This window comes from Ohtaekwangia koreensis (assembly GCF_900167975.1).
In the GTDB taxonomy this organism is placed as follows: Bacteria; Bacteroidota; Bacteroidia; order Cytophagales; family Cyclobacteriaceae; genus Ohtaekwangia; species Ohtaekwangia koreensis.
In genome coordinates, this window is sequence record NZ_FUZU01000003.1 from 815,934 (window position 1) to 831,589 (window position 15,656).

The 15,656-nt window shown below is 43.1% G+C and carries 12 protein-coding genes; 10 read left to right on the forward strand and 2 right to left on the reverse strand.

All coding sequences use genetic code 11. The features are described from left to right. Positions 1-48 precede the first annotated feature (48 nt). The 10 genes from B5Y40_RS22535 (at position 49) to B5Y40_RS22580 (ending at position 13,874) form a co-directional block, all read left to right on the forward strand. Positions 49-2,379, forward strand: a complete 2,331-nt coding sequence (locus B5Y40_RS22535; RefSeq protein WP_079689309.1) for an arylsulfatase — start codon at positions 49-51, stop codon at positions 2,377-2,379. Positions 2,380-2,797: 418 nt separating this feature from the next. Then, entirely contained in the window at positions 2,798-3,742 is a 945-nt protein-coding gene (locus tag B5Y40_RS22540; protein ID WP_079689089.1) for a sterol desaturase family protein, read from the forward strand. Between the two features lie 39 nt (positions 3,743-3,781). Continuing rightward, on the forward strand, positions 3,782-5,662 hold the full coding sequence (locus B5Y40_RS22545) for an arylsulfatase (RefSeq protein ID WP_079689090.1): 1,881 nt from the start codon (positions 3,782-3,784) through the stop codon (positions 5,660-5,662). An 85-nt stretch (positions 5,663-5,747) separates the two neighbouring features. Continuing rightward, positions 5,748-7,211: a sulfatase family protein gene (locus B5Y40_RS22550; protein ID WP_143785885.1), complete on the forward strand. Its 1,464-nt coding sequence runs from the start codon at positions 5,748-5,750 to the stop codon at positions 7,209-7,211. Between the two features lie 68 nt (positions 7,212-7,279). Then, positions 7,280-8,269, forward strand: coding sequence for a type 2 periplasmic-binding domain-containing protein (locus B5Y40_RS22555; RefSeq protein ID WP_079689092.1), 990 nt, complete (start codon positions 7,280-7,282; stop codon positions 8,267-8,269). Between the two features lie 5 nt (positions 8,270-8,274). Continuing rightward, a complete protein-coding gene (locus B5Y40_RS22560; RefSeq protein WP_079689093.1) occupies positions 8,275-9,147 on the forward strand; it encodes an SUMF1/EgtB/PvdO family nonheme iron enzyme in 873 nt (290 codons plus the stop codon). 265 nt (positions 9,148-9,412) lie between these two features. Beyond that, entirely contained in the window at positions 9,413-11,821 is a 2,409-nt protein-coding gene (locus tag B5Y40_RS22565; RefSeq protein WP_079689094.1) for a TonB-dependent receptor domain-containing protein, read from the forward strand. Positions 11,822-11,942: 121 nt separating this feature from the next. Next, complete coding sequence (locus B5Y40_RS22570) at positions 11,943-12,296, forward strand: DUF4180 domain-containing protein (RefSeq protein WP_079689095.1); 354 nt, start codon at positions 11,943-11,945, stop codon at positions 12,294-12,296. A 93-nt stretch (positions 12,297-12,389) separates the two neighbouring features. Further along, a complete protein-coding gene (locus B5Y40_RS22575; protein ID WP_079689096.1) occupies positions 12,390-12,815 on the forward strand; it encodes a DUF1801 domain-containing protein in 426 nt (141 codons plus the stop codon). Positions 12,816-13,505: 690 nt separating this feature from the next. Then, positions 13,506-13,874, forward strand: coding sequence for a response regulator (locus tag B5Y40_RS22580; RefSeq protein WP_079689097.1), 369 nt, complete (start codon positions 13,506-13,508; stop codon positions 13,872-13,874). A 36-nt stretch (positions 13,875-13,910) separates the two neighbouring features. On the opposite strand, the gene B5Y40_RS22585 is transcribed toward B5Y40_RS22580, so the two are convergent. Together B5Y40_RS22585 and B5Y40_RS22590 are read right to left on the reverse strand one after the other, a co-directional pair. Next, positions 13,911-14,345 (reverse strand): hypothetical protein, encoded by a 435-nt coding sequence (locus B5Y40_RS22585; protein ID WP_143785886.1) that lies wholly within the window; start codon positions 14,343-14,345, stop codon positions 13,911-13,913. Then, positions 14,342-15,481: a glycoside hydrolase family 76 protein gene (locus B5Y40_RS22590; protein ID WP_079689099.1), complete on the reverse strand. Its 1,140-nt coding sequence runs from the start codon at positions 15,479-15,481 to the stop codon at positions 14,342-14,344. The genes B5Y40_RS22585 and B5Y40_RS22590 overlap by 4 nt, the downstream gene beginning before the upstream one ends. Positions 15,482-15,656 lie beyond the last annotated feature (175 nt).

The following is a 15,656-nucleotide window of genomic DNA, read 5'->3' on the forward strand; positions in this document are numbered from 1 at the left end:
GGGAAGTTGTCCACCAGGCTTCCGGTTAACAACGCTAAACAAAACAGTATGACCGTTTCCTCTTCTTTCAAACAGTACGCAAGAATTTTTACTACTTTGATTCTTGTCGGGACTTTCGCGAAGCATGCTGCAGGACAGCATAGTCCTTCACAACCTTATCAAGGTAAAATCGGGCGCAATCTTGCAGAGACAAAAGCCTGGTGGCCTGAAAAAAAGAAGGCTCCACAAAATGCACCCAATGTAGTCTGGATCTTACTGGATGATGTAGGTTATGGTGCGATCAGTACATTTGGTGGTCTCATTAAAACACCTACACTCGATAGCCTTGCCAACAACGGGCTCCGCTATACTAACTTCCATACTACAGCCATCTGTTCCCCTACGCGTGCTGCATTGCTCACCGGAAGAAATTCTCATTCGGTACACATGGGACTATTTCCACAAACTGCGATTGGTACACCGGGGTATGATGGCTATATGCCATTGGAGAAAGCAACCATTGCAGAGATACTTCGTGAGAATGGATACAACACCTATGCTGTGGGCAAGTGGCATCTTACGCCTCCCTCCGATGCAACGGCTATCGGTCCATTCAACCGTTGGCCTACTGGCTGCGGGTTCGATCACTTCTATGGATTTCTGGGAGGATCAACGGATCAATGGCACCCTACTCTATGGGAAGACACACGTAAAGTAGAACCGGCTTCTGACGGAAAACATTTCAACACACGCCTGGCCGATAAAGCAATCGGATATATAGCAGAGCAAAAAACAGTCGATGCATCAAAACCTTTCTTCCTATACCTGACACCTGGCGCTGGCCATGCTCCACACCAGGTTGCCAGAGAATGGTCTGATAAGTATAAAGGTAAATTTGATGGTGGATGGGATAAATACCGCGAAGATGTACTCGCACGGCAAATTGCATTGGGCGTTGTTCCGAAGGGAACTGTATTGCCAGCGCGTAATCCTGGTATAAAAGAATGGAATACATTATCCACGGATGAGAAGAAGCTATATGCACGTTTCATGGAAGTATATGCGGGCTTCGTTACACAAACCGACTATGAGATCGGACGCATTATAAACTTTATACGCAAGACAGGGCAGCTTGAGAATACGCTGATCGTTGTATCGGTAGGCGATAATGGTGCGAGTAAGGAAGGAACGTTTGTCGGTGTAGTAAATACCAACGACCCGGCACAAACCGAAGCGCAGCGTCTGCAGCAAAATATAGCAGACATAAACCTGATCGGTACCGAAGCGTCAAAGCCAAACTATCCATTGGGTTGGGCTATGGCCGCAAACACACCTTTCAAATACTGGAAGCAGGATGCCAACTCTGAAGGAGGCACTCGTAATCCGCTGATCGTTTTCTATCCGAAAGGTATATCTGAAAAAGGTGGCATTCGTAATCAATATAGCCACGTGATCGATATACTTCCTACTACGCTCGATCTTACCGGAGCGCAGGTACCATCGATCATCAATGGATACAGACAGGAACCTATCGAAGGAACAAGCCTCGCCTATAGCATAAACAATCCGGCTTCACCATCACGTCACGTTGTTCAGCATTACGAAATCATGGGGTCCCGGTCTATCTATAAAGATGGGTGGAAAGCTGGAACACTCCATAAGAAAGGCGAAGATTTCAGTACCGACAAATGGGAACTCTATAACCTGAATGAAGATTACAATGAACGCTTTGATCTGGCCGATAAAAATCCGGAGAAGTTGAAAGAGCTGCGCGAACTATTCGACAGGGAAGCTGCAAAGTATAATATATATCCCTTGAAAGATGGAACCGAAAAAGAACTCGATTATAATCCACTATACCAGCGAAACGAACAAAGCGCTACGGTATTCTATCCGGAAGCCGGAGAAGTCTTTGGTATAGCCAGCCCCATTGTCCCCTATCGCTCCTATACCATTACCGCAGATGCGGAAGTATTAAAAGGTAGTGAGGGAGTACTCTTTGCTTTGGGTGGCCGCTTTGGGGGTGTGAGTTTGTTCATTAAAGATGGAAAGTTACAGGCTGCCAACAACACCGGGGCAAAGCTCACGCACCTGGTTTCAGACAAGCCCGTACCAGCCGGAAAAGTAAAGCTGAAATATATACTCACCTATAAAGAAGCTAAAGAGCCAACCGATGCTGCGGGTACGCAGGCCCTTTACATCAATGATGTAAAAGTAGCCGAAGCTCCGATTGTCAAGGCACAAGCCAACATTCGCAATACGGACGAGATCAATGTTGGCAAAGACTATATCACACAAGTATCTGATCGCTATAAAGGTCCTTTCGCCTTTACGGGAAAAGTGAACAGCGTATTGGTGGAGAATAGTAAAGACCAGCCTCTCTCGCTCGGAAGCAAGTAATCATTCTAAATGTAGGACCGGGACAAAAACTGGTTCTCAAAATATACTCTGATAAAAAAAATAACATGACACTTTCAGATGTAACAACACTCGCAAAAAAGATCCTGGTCGGGATTCTTGTAACGCTTGTCCCCTTCATTATCCTTTTCGGTGGCTTGTGGCTCACGCAAAAATTACTGAGCTAACATTATAAGTAAAACTATATACTCAAAACTATATACCAACATCCTATATGAAAATTGAACCGCATATTGCAAACAGGATATTCAGAAACATACTTCTGAGCCTCTTCATTTACGCTTTGCCAATAGTGCTAATGCTGCTGACGTTTTACCTGTCGGGTGAAAGACCGTGGGAAAAGAAAGCACCAACGCATCAGGTTATCCGAAAATAATATCAACCCTAAATCCAACTATATATGATCAAGTTTTTTGAAGCACTTTTTCAAAACCTGAGCACGTGGGGTTTACCTGTGCTGGTACTCTTACTGGGTATCGTTGAGTTTTCATTGGGTCTCTATAAAAAACACTGGGACAAGAATGAACGTATACTGGATATCGTATGCTATACTGTTCCAAAAATTGTTGTACGCCCATTGGTAGCATACTTCGGTTTGAAATTCTTACCACTGGCTTTACCCGGTTTTAAAGCAGCGTTTGAATGGGTACCCTTCTGGTGGGGCTTTTTTATTCTCTGTATCGCGGATGATTTGACGCAATACTGGTATCACCGTTTGCATCATGAAGTACCATTCCTCTGGCGGTTCCATCGAACGCACCACTCTGCGCCCTATATGGGCATGGCAATGGCCGGACGACAGAATATCATCTATACTATATTTTTTTCACAGACATACCTTACCACGGCATTGGTATATGTAGGCCTTGGTTACCCAGCCCTGTTTGTAAAAGGTATCAAATCAATCATCACTACACTGGCACATTCCAGCATTCCCTGGGATAAACCTTTTTATGAAAAGAAATGGCTACACCCCATTGCCTGGGTTTTGGAACGCCTCATCTCAACACCAGCAACGCACCACGCACATCATGCTGATACAAACGATGATGGTATAGGGCACTATAAAGGAAACTTCGGCAATATGTTTTTCCTGTGGGATATCATTTTCGGTACAGGCATCATCACACGCAAATACCCAACCGCGTATGGCATAAAGCATTACCAGAAAGAAGAGTGGTACGCACAATTCATGTGGCCTATTTTCAAGTCGAAGAAAGCAGGCAGCGAATTATCCGCAGACGGACCTATGGTACAGGAGGACCCTATAGCAGAAGAAGCCGCTACAACGGAACGGGTAGTGCTCGAACCGGTTCGCAGAGAATCAAAACTTGGTCTCACCTAATTATACCTATAAAACAGATAAAACTTCTTCCAACAACCCATGAAAAAATTCTCACAATTCACGCCTCGCTATACGCGGCTGAAAATAGCAGTATCGTTACTGTTGACAGTAACACTGCTACCATCGGCCTATAGCCAGCAAGGGAAAATCAGCAAGTCAGTAAAAGATTCACAGCCCTATAAAGTTGAGTACCTGAAGAAAGCTGCTGCAGGCTCGCCCAATGTATTACTGATCTTGCTGGATGATGTCGGGTATGGTGCTACCAGTGCGTTTGGCGGATTGATCCACACGCCAAATCTGGATACACTGGCCAACCAAGGTCTGCGCTATACCAATTTTCATACAGCCGGTATATGCTCCCCTACACGTGCAGCATTGCTCACAGGAAGAAACCACCATTCAGTAGGCATGGGGTTGTTTCCGCATTATTATCTCTCTGCAGATTTCCCAGGGTATAACGGACATATCCAACCCGAGAAAGGAACAATAGCAGAGGTGCTACACGAAAACGGATATAGCACCTATCAACTAGGCAAATGGCATCTTACTCCCGATGATGAAAATACAGACCTCGGTCCTTTCGACCGTTGGCCTTCCGGAAAAGGGTTTGATCATAACTATGGTTTTCTTGGAGGTGCAACGGATCAGTATAAGCCTGACCTAGTAGAAGACAATCAACATATCAAACCTGACGGCAGACATTTGAATGCTTTACTTACGGATAAAGCGATCAGCTATATCAGCAAGCAGAAAGAACTTGCTCCATCGAAGCCATTCTTTTTATACTATGCTACCGGGGCAGGTCATGCTCCACACCAGGTAGATCGTGAATGGTCTGACAAATACAAAGGTAAATTTGATGAAGGATGGGATGTATACCGTGAGAAAGTATTTGCCAATCAAAAGAAACTCGGTGTTATACCGGCCAATGCACAACTGCCACCGCTCAATGCATACCTGAAGGCATGGAAAGATCTGCCGGCAGACGAGAAGAAGCTATATGCACGGTTCATGGAAGTATACGCAGGTTTCCTGGAGTATACCGACTATGAAATAGGGCGTCTGCTCAAGCACTTGAAGACAAGCGGTCAGCTTGAGAACACCGTTGTCTTTGCAATCATTGGCGACAATGGAGGAAGTAAAGAAGGCCTGGAATATGGTGTCACCACGAAATCCATTCGCTTTGGTATAGATAACATCAAGCGCGATGATTATCGGAAATTTATACTTAGTGAATATGATAAGATTGGTGGAAAAGAAGTTGCCACGGTAGCAAACTATCCACTCGGCTGGGCGCAGGCAACCAACACGCCTTTCAAATTCTGGAAGAGTGATGCGAATGCTGAAGGCGCAACGCACAATCCACTCATTGTATATTTCCCGAAAGCTGTTACAGACAAAGGAGGTATTCGCAATCAATATACGCATCTCATAGATCTATACCCTACCATTGCAGAGCTCACTGGTGTGAAGCAACCTGAAACAATCCGAGGTGTTAAGCAAGATCCATTGCATGGCACCAGCCTGGTATATTCTATACTTGATAAAGGTGCTGCATCGCGCCATACACAACAATACTATTGCATCTTCGGAAACCGGGCAATCTATAAAGACGGATGGAAAGCCGGTGCTGCACACAGACCGAACTCGCTGGATCTATTTACCTATGCAGATGAACCCAAGACCACATTGGAGAACAATCCGGATACAGAAGTATGGGAACTCTATAATCTGAATGAAGATTTTAACGAGCGTACCAACCTTGCACAGAAGTATCCTGAAAAGCTAAAGGAGCTCAAGGATTTGTTCGATACCGAGGCAGCCAAGTATAATATATATCCACTGATTGATATTGAATATGCGGCCGGACGCTACAAAGAATTACAGCAACGTCAGCAGGCACAACAAGCCAAAAAATAAACCTATGGATAGATACCCTGGTCATCCAGGGTATCTAAGCTTTAACGGATTCCAGTATACATATATATTCATTGCAACCACCTCTATGAAAAGATCGATAATACATGTGAGCAGATTTAGTTACAGAATCTTTTTTATACTATCCAGTATATTTGGCTGCCTGCAAATACGTCCAGCGCTATCGCAGGCTCCCATTGCCAAGCGTGCTATATCTGGTCCGAACATCATTATTATACTGGCCGACGATCTCGGGTATGGGGACCTCTCCTCTTTCGGACAGACCCAATGGGAAACTCCCAATATTGACAAGCTTGCAGCCGAAGGTGCTAAACTCACACAGTTCTATGCACCAACGCCTTATTGCGCGCCTACGCGGGCCTCTCTCCTTACCGGGCTATATCCTATACGTCATGGTTTAACTTCCAATCCAAATCCTGAGAAAGCACAAAACAATTACCAGACCTATCGCGGTGGTGATGCTATAGGGATTGCGGACAACCAGTTGCTGTTAAGCGAAGCATTGAAGGCATCGGGGTATGCAACAAAAATTATAGGCAAGTGGCATCTTGGTCACAAGCCTCCTTTCTTTCCAACACGTCATGGATTTGATGAATATTATGGTATACCCTATTCAAATGACATGCGCCCGGTTCTGTTGATGGAGAATGATAAGGTTGTAGAATATCCGGTAGTACAAACCACACTTACAAAGCGCTATACCCAACAAGCGCTGGAGTATATCGACAAAAATAAAGATAAACCGTTCTTCCTATATCTGCCGCACGCCATGCCGCACAAACCTATGGCTGTATCGGAAGAGTTCTATACTCCTGAAACGAAAGGCGATCTATATGCCGATGCGGTGCGTGAGCTTGATTGGTCGGTTGGGGAAGTAATGAAAAAATTAGCACAGACAGGGCTTGATGAAAACACGTTGGTAATTTTTGTTTCGGACAACGGTCCCTGGTTTGGTGGAAGCTCCGGAGGATTGCGCGGTATGAAATCACAGAACTGGGAAGGTGGTATACGTGTACCATTTATAGCACGATGGAAAGGTCACATTCCCGCAGGTCACGTAAGTCATGAACCAGCAGGCATCATTGATATATTTCCAACGGTAGGGGTATTGGCCGGAATCAAACTTCCGAAAGGAATAGTATTGGATGGTCGTGATATCACACCAATATTAACATCCCGTGCCAACACACCTCACCAGGCACTCTTTTCATTTTATACAGACAAACTTCAAACTGTACGAAGTGGTAAATGGAAACTTCACATTAACTCGCCAGAGTCGGCTAAGCTTCCTTCGGACTCTACATGGGTTGATCCTCGCAGTCCCGATGGCGTAACCATTCTGGCTCCGTTCGAGCAGGCAAGAGCGCATCAGTTCCCGGGGATACAAACGGGTGATGATGCTGCACCCGGATTATTATTCGACCTTGAAAATGATCCTTCTGAACAAAAAAATGTAGCTGATAAATATCCCGAGATCGTTGAGAAGCTACAGAAACTGGCAACAGCTTTTATTCAGAATAAAGGTATATGAGCAAACACGATAAATAAAAACACAACGCATAAAAGGTAACAGTATATCAAAATATAAAATTATACTATATGAAAAAGAATCTCATCATCGTCATTATGTTGCTCACCGGTTCATTGGTGTCGGCACAAACACAGCAAGGTGTTGTTAAACTTCGCGGTACAAGACTCACCTATCCATTGGTGAATAAGTGGATCGAAGAATTCAGCAAAGAATATCCGAACATCAAAGTAACGATAGCACCGAATGCACCTGCTGACAGTATCGATTTTAACATTGCTGCCTACGGACTTACCGACAAAGATTTTCAGGGTAATAAAGAAGGCGTTGCCATTGCCCGCTATGTACAGTTGCCGGTAGCAAACAGTAAGCGCGGCGATCTTGCTTCGCTTCAGGAAAAAGGATTTACTGAAAAAGATTTTAACAATCTATACTTCACATCCGGTACGCCCGACCTGTTTGCTTCGTCACAAGCTAAGTCTCCAATCACATTATATACCCGCGAAAAACCTGCATGTGCAGCCCATACCTTTGCCAAACATTATGGTAACGATGCTGCAACCTTACAGGGTACCGGTGTAAAAGGCGATGATAAAGACCTGGCGAATGCAGTACGAAATGATGTGAATGGTATATCGTTTAACAACCTGGGGTTTGTTTACGATATCAAAACACGTAAAGTATCTGAAGGGCTGGCAGTCATTCCACTTGACCTGAACGAAAATGGAAAAGTGGACAAAGATGAAAAAGTATATGCTACGCTGGACGAGGTTATAGGCTATATCGAAAAAACCAATAATCGTAAATTTGTGACTGAGCGCGTAAACTTTGTGTTCAGTAAAAATTCAGCCAACAGATCCGCTGGTGTATTCCTGCATTGGGTGTTGAGTAAAGGACAGCGATTCAATCACGGAATCGGATTCCTCGAACTGGATGAAAAAACACTTACGGCCCAGAAAGTTATATCCTCTTCTGTATTCAAGGTGACTTCGGTCCAATCCTGCGAAGGCGCCAGTGATATCACGCAACAACGCAAAGCAAAACTTGCATCCAATAAATAATCAGCATGAACGTTATAATACATAAGCTTGTGAAGGAGTATATATGGATTAGTGTCGAGATATTTGCAATTGTATTACTCTTATCATTCCGCGGTATACCAGACTATATAAGCAAAGAGATGTCGGTAGTAAAAGGCGGCACGTTGTCCACCATTGATCCGGTCAGCAAAGCAGCCACGAAAGTAAACATCAGAGCATTTCTTCTTGATAGAAATCTCGTGACGGTTGCCGACTTCGAAGTCTTCATTAAAATGACACACTATATTACAGAAGCTGAGAAGTTTGGAAATGCAGGTATATTCGATGCTAAAACCGGTGAATGGACCTTGATCGATGGCGCAGACTTCCGCCATCCGTTCGGTAAAGATAAACCGGCTGCATTGCCAGATCATCCGGTAACGCAGGTGTCTTGGAACGATGCGCGTGCCTATGCTAAATGGAAAGGCAAGCGTTTGCCTACACAATGGGAATGGGAGCATGCTGCTAAAAACGGTGAGAGTACACAACAACAATATAGCTGGGGTGAAGACCTCGTTGTAGGCGGAAAGTATAAAGCCAATACATGGCAGGGAAGTTTTCCTTATCACAATACGGTGGAAGATGGCTATGCTACAACGTCACCGGTAGGTGCGTTCGGAGCGAGCAAGATTGGACTCACCGATATGGGTGGCAATGTATGGCAATGGTGTGAAGATAGTATTGAACCAACCGGGCGGGATAAAGAGATTGACCCTTCCGTAAGACGTGTATTACGGGGTGGATCATTTCTATGTGATCCACTGGTATGCCATGGGTTTCAAATTGTCGGGAGGTCCTCCTCTACTCCGGAATCCTCGATGGTTCACATTGGTTTTCGATGTGCACAGGACCTGAAGTAATCAAACTATATATCTATAGCCTGTTATTCAATGCAGGCTATAGATATCACTACTCAATACTTTAAAGCTTTTGTGGGATCCATTGTAGCGGACTGCCAGCTCTTTATTCCCACCACTGACTTACTATACTCACCTTTGTAAGTGAAGCGCAATACCAGTGCGTAACACCACTGTCGCAGTGGCTAAATTACATTTCGTCTGAATTCCTTCTAAAATTCAATTTGTATTCAGAATTCCTGATGATTTTTGTACGGAAGATCAGGCTATGAAACGATTTTACTTTTTGCTCTTTCTTTTTTTACTTCCGCTATTTTGCTTTGGCCAGGTCAAAAGTGTTACGCTTTCGGGTATTCTGCAAGACAAGGTCTCGAAACGCCCCCTCTCCTATGTGGGCGTTATCCTCAAATCAGAACGTGACAGCACATTTATATCCGGTTCCATAGCAAACGAAGAGGGTCGGTATACCCTGAGTAAAGTCCTTCCCGGAAATTATATACTCGAGATCTCTTATGTCGGCTACCAAACGAAGTACACCTCCGTATTGGTAGGTAAACTCAGTGAATATCTTGACCTTGGTGTAGTCGAATTGGAAGAGACTATAACTTCCTTGAATGAAGTCGTCATTACCGGAAAGCAAGATGCTGTAGCGGAGACACTGGATAAAAAAACATTTTCAGTTGCAGAAGGTATCAATCAGCGTGGCGGGTCTTTATTACAAGTCATGCAAAATCTCCCCGGCATTACTGTAAGTGATGAGGGTACCGTGCAACTCCGCGGGAGCGATAAAGTAGTAGTACTTGTGGATGGCAAGCAAACCGCGCTGACCGGGTTTGGCAACCAGCGAGCATTAGACAATATACCGGCTTCTGCCATTGAAAGAATCGAAGTGATCAACAATCCGTCTTCCAAATACGATGCTAACGGCAACGCGGGCATCATCAACATCATCTATAAAAAAGAAGTAAAGGAAGGCTTCAACGGAAAGGCAGGGCTCTCCGCAGGATTGGGGGCGTTGTGGATCAAAAAAGAAAATTATCCGACCATACGACCACAGTATCAAAACACTCCCAAGATCAATCCTTCTATAGCGCTCAATTATAGAAAGAAAAAAATAAATCTTTTCATACAAGGCGATAATCTATATACAAAGACATTAAATAAAAACGAGTTTGTAGACAGGTACTATGATAATGGTGATACGGTAAAGCAGCAAACCAAAAGAAACCGGACAACAAATATAGCAACTGCCAAGGGAGGATTCGACTGGTATATGAACGATCAGAATACAATAACGGTATCGGGATTGTTTAGCAGTGAAAAGATACTCGATCGTGGGGATGAGCCTTTTTTCAATGGCAGTTTGTCCGAACGTCAGCGCCTTTGGCAATTTCTGGAAGACGAATTAAAAACGACTGTTACGGAAGTTGCTACGTGGCAGCATAAATTCAAACAACCCGGCCGGCTGCTGACGGTAGGCGTTAACTATACCTTTCACAGGGAGGATGAGAAGTATTACTTCACCAATATTTTACCTACCTATATTGGTCTCGATTCCTTTAAGCTTATTTCTGACGAACATGTGGGAGATTTCAGTATAGATTACGTTCGCCCAATGAAATATGGAAGATTTGAGACTGGCGTAAAATTCAGAAACCGATATATACCCACGAATATGCGTTTCATTCCTGGGCAAAATTCACCGCTCGATGTAAAGGCGGGCGGCTGGGCTAATTATAGAGAAGCAATCCCGGCTGTATATGGCAACTATATTTTCGAAAATAAGGATTTTGAAGTCGAAGCCGGTTTGCGCGTTGAGTATGTAAATATATACTATAAAGTAAACCCGGACCATAGCACCTATAAGGGCAGTGGCTACAACTATACGCAACCGTTTCCCAACCTTCGGCTGGCGTACAAACTTAACAGCAACTATACACTTTCCTTATTCTACAATCGCAGGGTGGATCGGCCCAATGAAGTGGATATTCGGATCTTTCCCAAATATGATGACGCTGAAATTATCAAGGTTGGAAATCCCGGGCTTCGCCCGCAGTTTACAAATTCCTTTGAGTTAGGATCCAAGGCAAATTGGGACAATGGCTATCTATACTCAGCCTTGTATCATAAGCGTATGGACGCTACAATCACCCGCATCGCCAGCACCGCTCCGGGGTCCAACCTTATATACAATATATTTCAAAATGCAGGAGCCAGTTATACAACCGGAATAGAAATTATACTTTCACAGAACATAGACCAATGGGCAACGTTTAACCTTAACCTGAACGGTTACCAGAATATCATAGAGGCATTTCGTGTAGTTAATAAATATCCACAGGAAAATACATTCACGGCTGGTCGTCAGGAAATCTTATCCGGAAGTGCAAAGTTGAATGGGCTCTTTCACTTGCCCGGAAAATATGACATACAGTTCACAAGTGTATACATGGCACCTGATGTTGTGCCGCAGGGAAAAACATATTCGCGCTTCTATATTGACCTGGGAATAAAGCGACTCATTCAAAATGGCAAAGGCGAAGTATTTTTGAATGCTACCGATGTTGCTAATACGCTACGGATAAAAAAACAAATTCAGGGCGATGGATTCCATTATGTAAGCACTGATTATTATGAGACCCAGGTTATCCGTTTGGGCTATACCTATAAATTTTAGCACCCGAATTCCAAAATAAAAGCGACCAACCGGTCATAGACCGTTGTAACTTTTCGTATTGGGTCTGCGTACTATAAAATTTGCATACGCAGATTAGACTAGTATCAACACCTGAAAAACGATGACCAACCATTACGTGCACGAAGTAAACGGAGAGCAGATTACAGTCTTTACAAGCAAAGAAACCGTGATTGATAATCCTCAGTTATTCCTCGATATTATTTTCAACCTACCCACTGAAAAAATAGTTTTGTATAAAGAGAATTTACACGAATCATTCTTTGATCTGAAAAGCGGGGTAGCCGGAGAACTGTTACAAAAGATTGTAAATTATTCCATGAGTCTCGGTATTGTTGGTGACTTCTCGGTATATCAAAGCAAGAGTCTGCGCGACTTCATTTACGAAAGCAATAAGTCAAACCGGATTGTATTTGTAAGCACATTGGAAGAAGCCCTCGACAGGCTGAGTCGATAACAGATATGTTTCCGAATCTCCAACATTTATACTATATAGCTGTAGCATGTTCCTTAAAATTTGATTTTTTTTTATCAGCAAAACTTCATTTCCATGCCATCTCAAAAAACCGTTGACGAAATGATTCTGAACCTGCCAAAAGCTGAGCAGACTATGGTAAAACGCCTCCGTATGCTTGTGCAGGAGTGTCTTCCCTCCGCGATTGAGAAAGGATACTATGGAGAAGGTGTACCTTTTTATTCACACCATCATATGATCTGTTTTATCTGGCCAGCATCCGTGGTATTGGGAGCTAAAAATAAAGCTGCAAAAGAAAAAGGTGTGTCACTTGGATTCTGCCAGGGGAATTTAATGTCCAACGAAGATGGCGCCTTGTTGGCCGAAGGGCGCAAGCAGGTATATATATTGTATTTTAATTCTGCAGATGAGATCAAAGACGACCAGGTGAGGGCTTTACTATTTGAAGCCGGAATGATTGACGATACCTTTGCGAAAAAGAAGAAGCATCTAAAAAACTGAAGGTTAGCATTCCATTCCTTCCCTCCTCCTTCAAGTGGTTGTACATTGATTCGAACAATGTTATATAGCTTGTTTTAACCAACATAAACTACCAGGTAGTATTGGCGGGATTCGAACCCGTTCAGCTATAGTTTTGCCATTAAACTAACAACCGGGAATTTTGGTTTGAAGATATAGCTTAATCATTATTTCGACAAATACACGCAGGAACAACACCGCAGGAATTCCATTATTTTCCTTAACTATAATTGGATAATCCGGTATTCCAGATAATGGATTACATGACGAGACCATGTATATATTTCAGCACGTCCATTTGGAGAATGCAGACGCGGCACAGAATTTTCACGCCTCCCGCCAAATTATCGATACCATGAATCACATTACTTCAATACTCACAGCAGCCATTATCATTACCGCTTGTGGCGGAAAAAATACCGAGTCTAACGTTTGATTCTCCCCGTGAAGAGAAATCCGGAAAAACGAAAGCACTCGAAATCGGTGCGGATCTGTTACAGGATAAATGTCCTTGGAAAAGGTCCCAGTTGTAATGGCACATTTTTTTATAAGTAATCGCTCAGTATCTTTTTTTCTGCACTACTAATAACTACAACGTAAATAAAATTGAATCAAAGCACGCGTCATTCATTTGGTAATAAACTAAATGAGTATTCCCTACACACCAGACCAATGGACCATAAAAAGAAAATTTTAATAGCAGATGATGATGAGGATGTTCTCTTGCTTTTGCGCAAAATACTCCATGACAACGGATTCGAAGTTCAATGCCTCCGCAACGCCAACACCATTGTAGATGGAATGAGTGAATGGCCGGATTTATTTATACTCAATAAAGAGATGGCGGTGATTGACGGAATAGCCATTTGCAAGTACCCGAAACTTCATAAGGTCGCGAGCAATATCCCAATCGTAATGATCTCCGGAGTTGACTGCCAGCAAAAAGCGAAAGCCGCAGGCGTGGATTGTTTTATCGAGAAACCATTGGACACGACTAAACTACTCGAAGCAATTAATCATTGCTTATTTGTTCCTCACTGACACTATGCTATCTCTGACATTACCTTCCGCCTGCATTCAAAACTCTTCGATGTCTACGTCCGATATATTAACGCCATTTAGTTCGTTTAAAACACGTGCTGAAATAACCAGGTCATAGTCTGCGGTAATCCCGATATCATCACCACCGGGTGTACCCTTTACGGCCAGCAGGAAGTAAGACGGAAGCGGTTCGCTTGTATATACATCCTTAAATTCACCTGAAATTTCCACGATAAGCTCCTTGCAAATTCCCAACCCTGTGAATTGATTCTCGCGGAAAATTTCAAGCAGCCTTCTAGTTGCTATGTGTGAGTATTGAAACTTAAAAAGGTCATCAGACGATAAAGCATCGAAAACGATGTGAAATCTATTTACAGTAAAAGGAGTTTGTCCGCTTCCATATATCTGGCTGATCACCTTCGAGGGATTTCGCCAATGAATTTTATAGTACATTCTGTGATCGATGCTCACTTTAAATAATTTTTACGCGCCAGCAATGCCATAGATTCCATCAGCATGCACCCGCTTAACTGCGGAGTCAGGTATGCTGTCTCTCCGGGCGGCTGTCGCCAGTTATTACTAAATATAGTCTTGGTCCTGTCCATTCCGTTTAACCAAAGCGTCTCCGCGTTATGTTTGATAAATGCTATATACTTGTTACGCAACGAGGATGGTATATCCGGATGCAACGTTAATAAAGTAAGATAGCGTACGCCAATGCCGTTGAATAAACCACCGTCACCATTGTCACTTGCACGCATAATTCCGTCAGGGGACATAACGTTATCGATGATCATGTGGTCAGCAGTTCTAAGGGCATCGTTTAAATATACTTTGTCTTTCGTAATTCCATAAAGTTCAAGTGCTGCTCCTATGAAAACTCCCTGGTTATAAGCGAATCTCCAACCGGGATCATCCTGCAATTTGCCATCATTGTTTGCATTGATACCATCGTATACCAGACCATCGAGTCTATTCACAAGTGTCGACTTCTCCCAGGTATAGATCTTCTTTGCCCACGTCAGGTATATCTCTTCTTTCGTTTCAATGTAAAGGCGGGCTGCCAGTATAGCAGCAGGTACATTGGCTGGCGTATTCTTATAATAGGTTTGCGTTTTTCGCCAGGCAATTCCTCCACCTATAACATCATTCCAGCCATTCTTGATATCATTCCAGAGTATAACACTTTCGTTCAGCCACTTTTTGTCATGTGTAACCTGATAGGCACGGTGCATAGCCAAAGCGTTCCACTCCATGTCATCATAAAATTCGTTTAAAAATGTATTGCCGTTTTTAACGTTTACTCCTGTATACCAGGCATTCATATAATCAATATATACATTCTTTCCGGTTCGTGCATAGGCATCTACCAATACATCCAGTGCATGGGCCTGAGGCCAGTAATTAAACTTTCCGTCATCCGGATTAGCATTACTATAGAACTTAGCTGCGTTCCAAAAATTCGTATTCAAAGACGCTATACCGCTATCTGCAATTTGCTCCCATTGAAATGTATTTTGAACGTCACTATCAGCGATATAATCATGCTCTGCAGAAGGAATGTAGGATGAAAAAAATATAAGGTTTATCAATATCAATAGTCTCATAAGAACATATTATTATTGTTATCTTCATTGCACCGATGCACGACCTGATGCAAAAGATGCGATATCCAACCCAATGTATTTATTCAATCGGAAATAATTATACAATTTTTTATTCATTTTTATGGAATTCACCTGCTTCCAACATCTTCCGTTGTGACTTTTAAAAAATCAAGTA

Excerpts from the sequence above, each read along its gene's own strand:
- B5Y40_RS22570 (WP_079689095.1), top strand. The coding sequence starts at position 11,943 with ATGACCAACCATTACGTGCACGAAGTAAACGGAGAGCAGATTACAGTC.
- B5Y40_RS22540 (WP_079689089.1), top strand. The coding sequence starts at position 2,798 with ATGATCAAGTTTTTTGAAGCACTTTTTCAAAACCTGAGCACGTGGGGT.
- B5Y40_RS22550 (WP_143785885.1), top strand. The coding sequence starts at position 5,748 with ATGAAAAGATCGATAATACATGTGAGCAGATTTAGTTACAGAATCTTT.
- B5Y40_RS22555 (WP_079689092.1), top strand. The coding sequence starts at position 7,280 with ATGAAAAAGAATCTCATCATCGTCATTATGTTGCTCACCGGTTCATTG.
- B5Y40_RS22565 (WP_079689094.1), top strand. The coding sequence starts at position 9,413 with ATGAAACGATTTTACTTTTTGCTCTTTCTTTTTTTACTTCCGCTATTT.
- B5Y40_RS22545 (WP_079689090.1), top strand. The coding sequence starts at position 3,782 with ATGAAAAAATTCTCACAATTCACGCCTCGCTATACGCGGCTGAAAATA.
- B5Y40_RS22590 (WP_079689099.1), bottom strand. The coding sequence starts at position 15,481 with ATGAGACTATTGATATTGATAAACCTTATATTTTTTTCATCCTACATT.
- B5Y40_RS22580 (WP_079689097.1), top strand. The coding sequence starts at position 13,506 with ATGGACCATAAAAAGAAAATTTTAATAGCAGATGATGATGAGGATGTT.
- B5Y40_RS22575 (WP_079689096.1), top strand. The coding sequence starts at position 12,390 with ATGCCATCTCAAAAAACCGTTGACGAAATGATTCTGAACCTGCCAAAA.
- B5Y40_RS22535 (WP_079689309.1), top strand. The coding sequence starts at position 49 with ATGACCGTTTCCTCTTCTTTCAAACAGTACGCAAGAATTTTTACTACT.
- B5Y40_RS22560 (WP_079689093.1), top strand. The coding sequence starts at position 8,275 with ATGAACGTTATAATACATAAGCTTGTGAAGGAGTATATATGGATTAGT.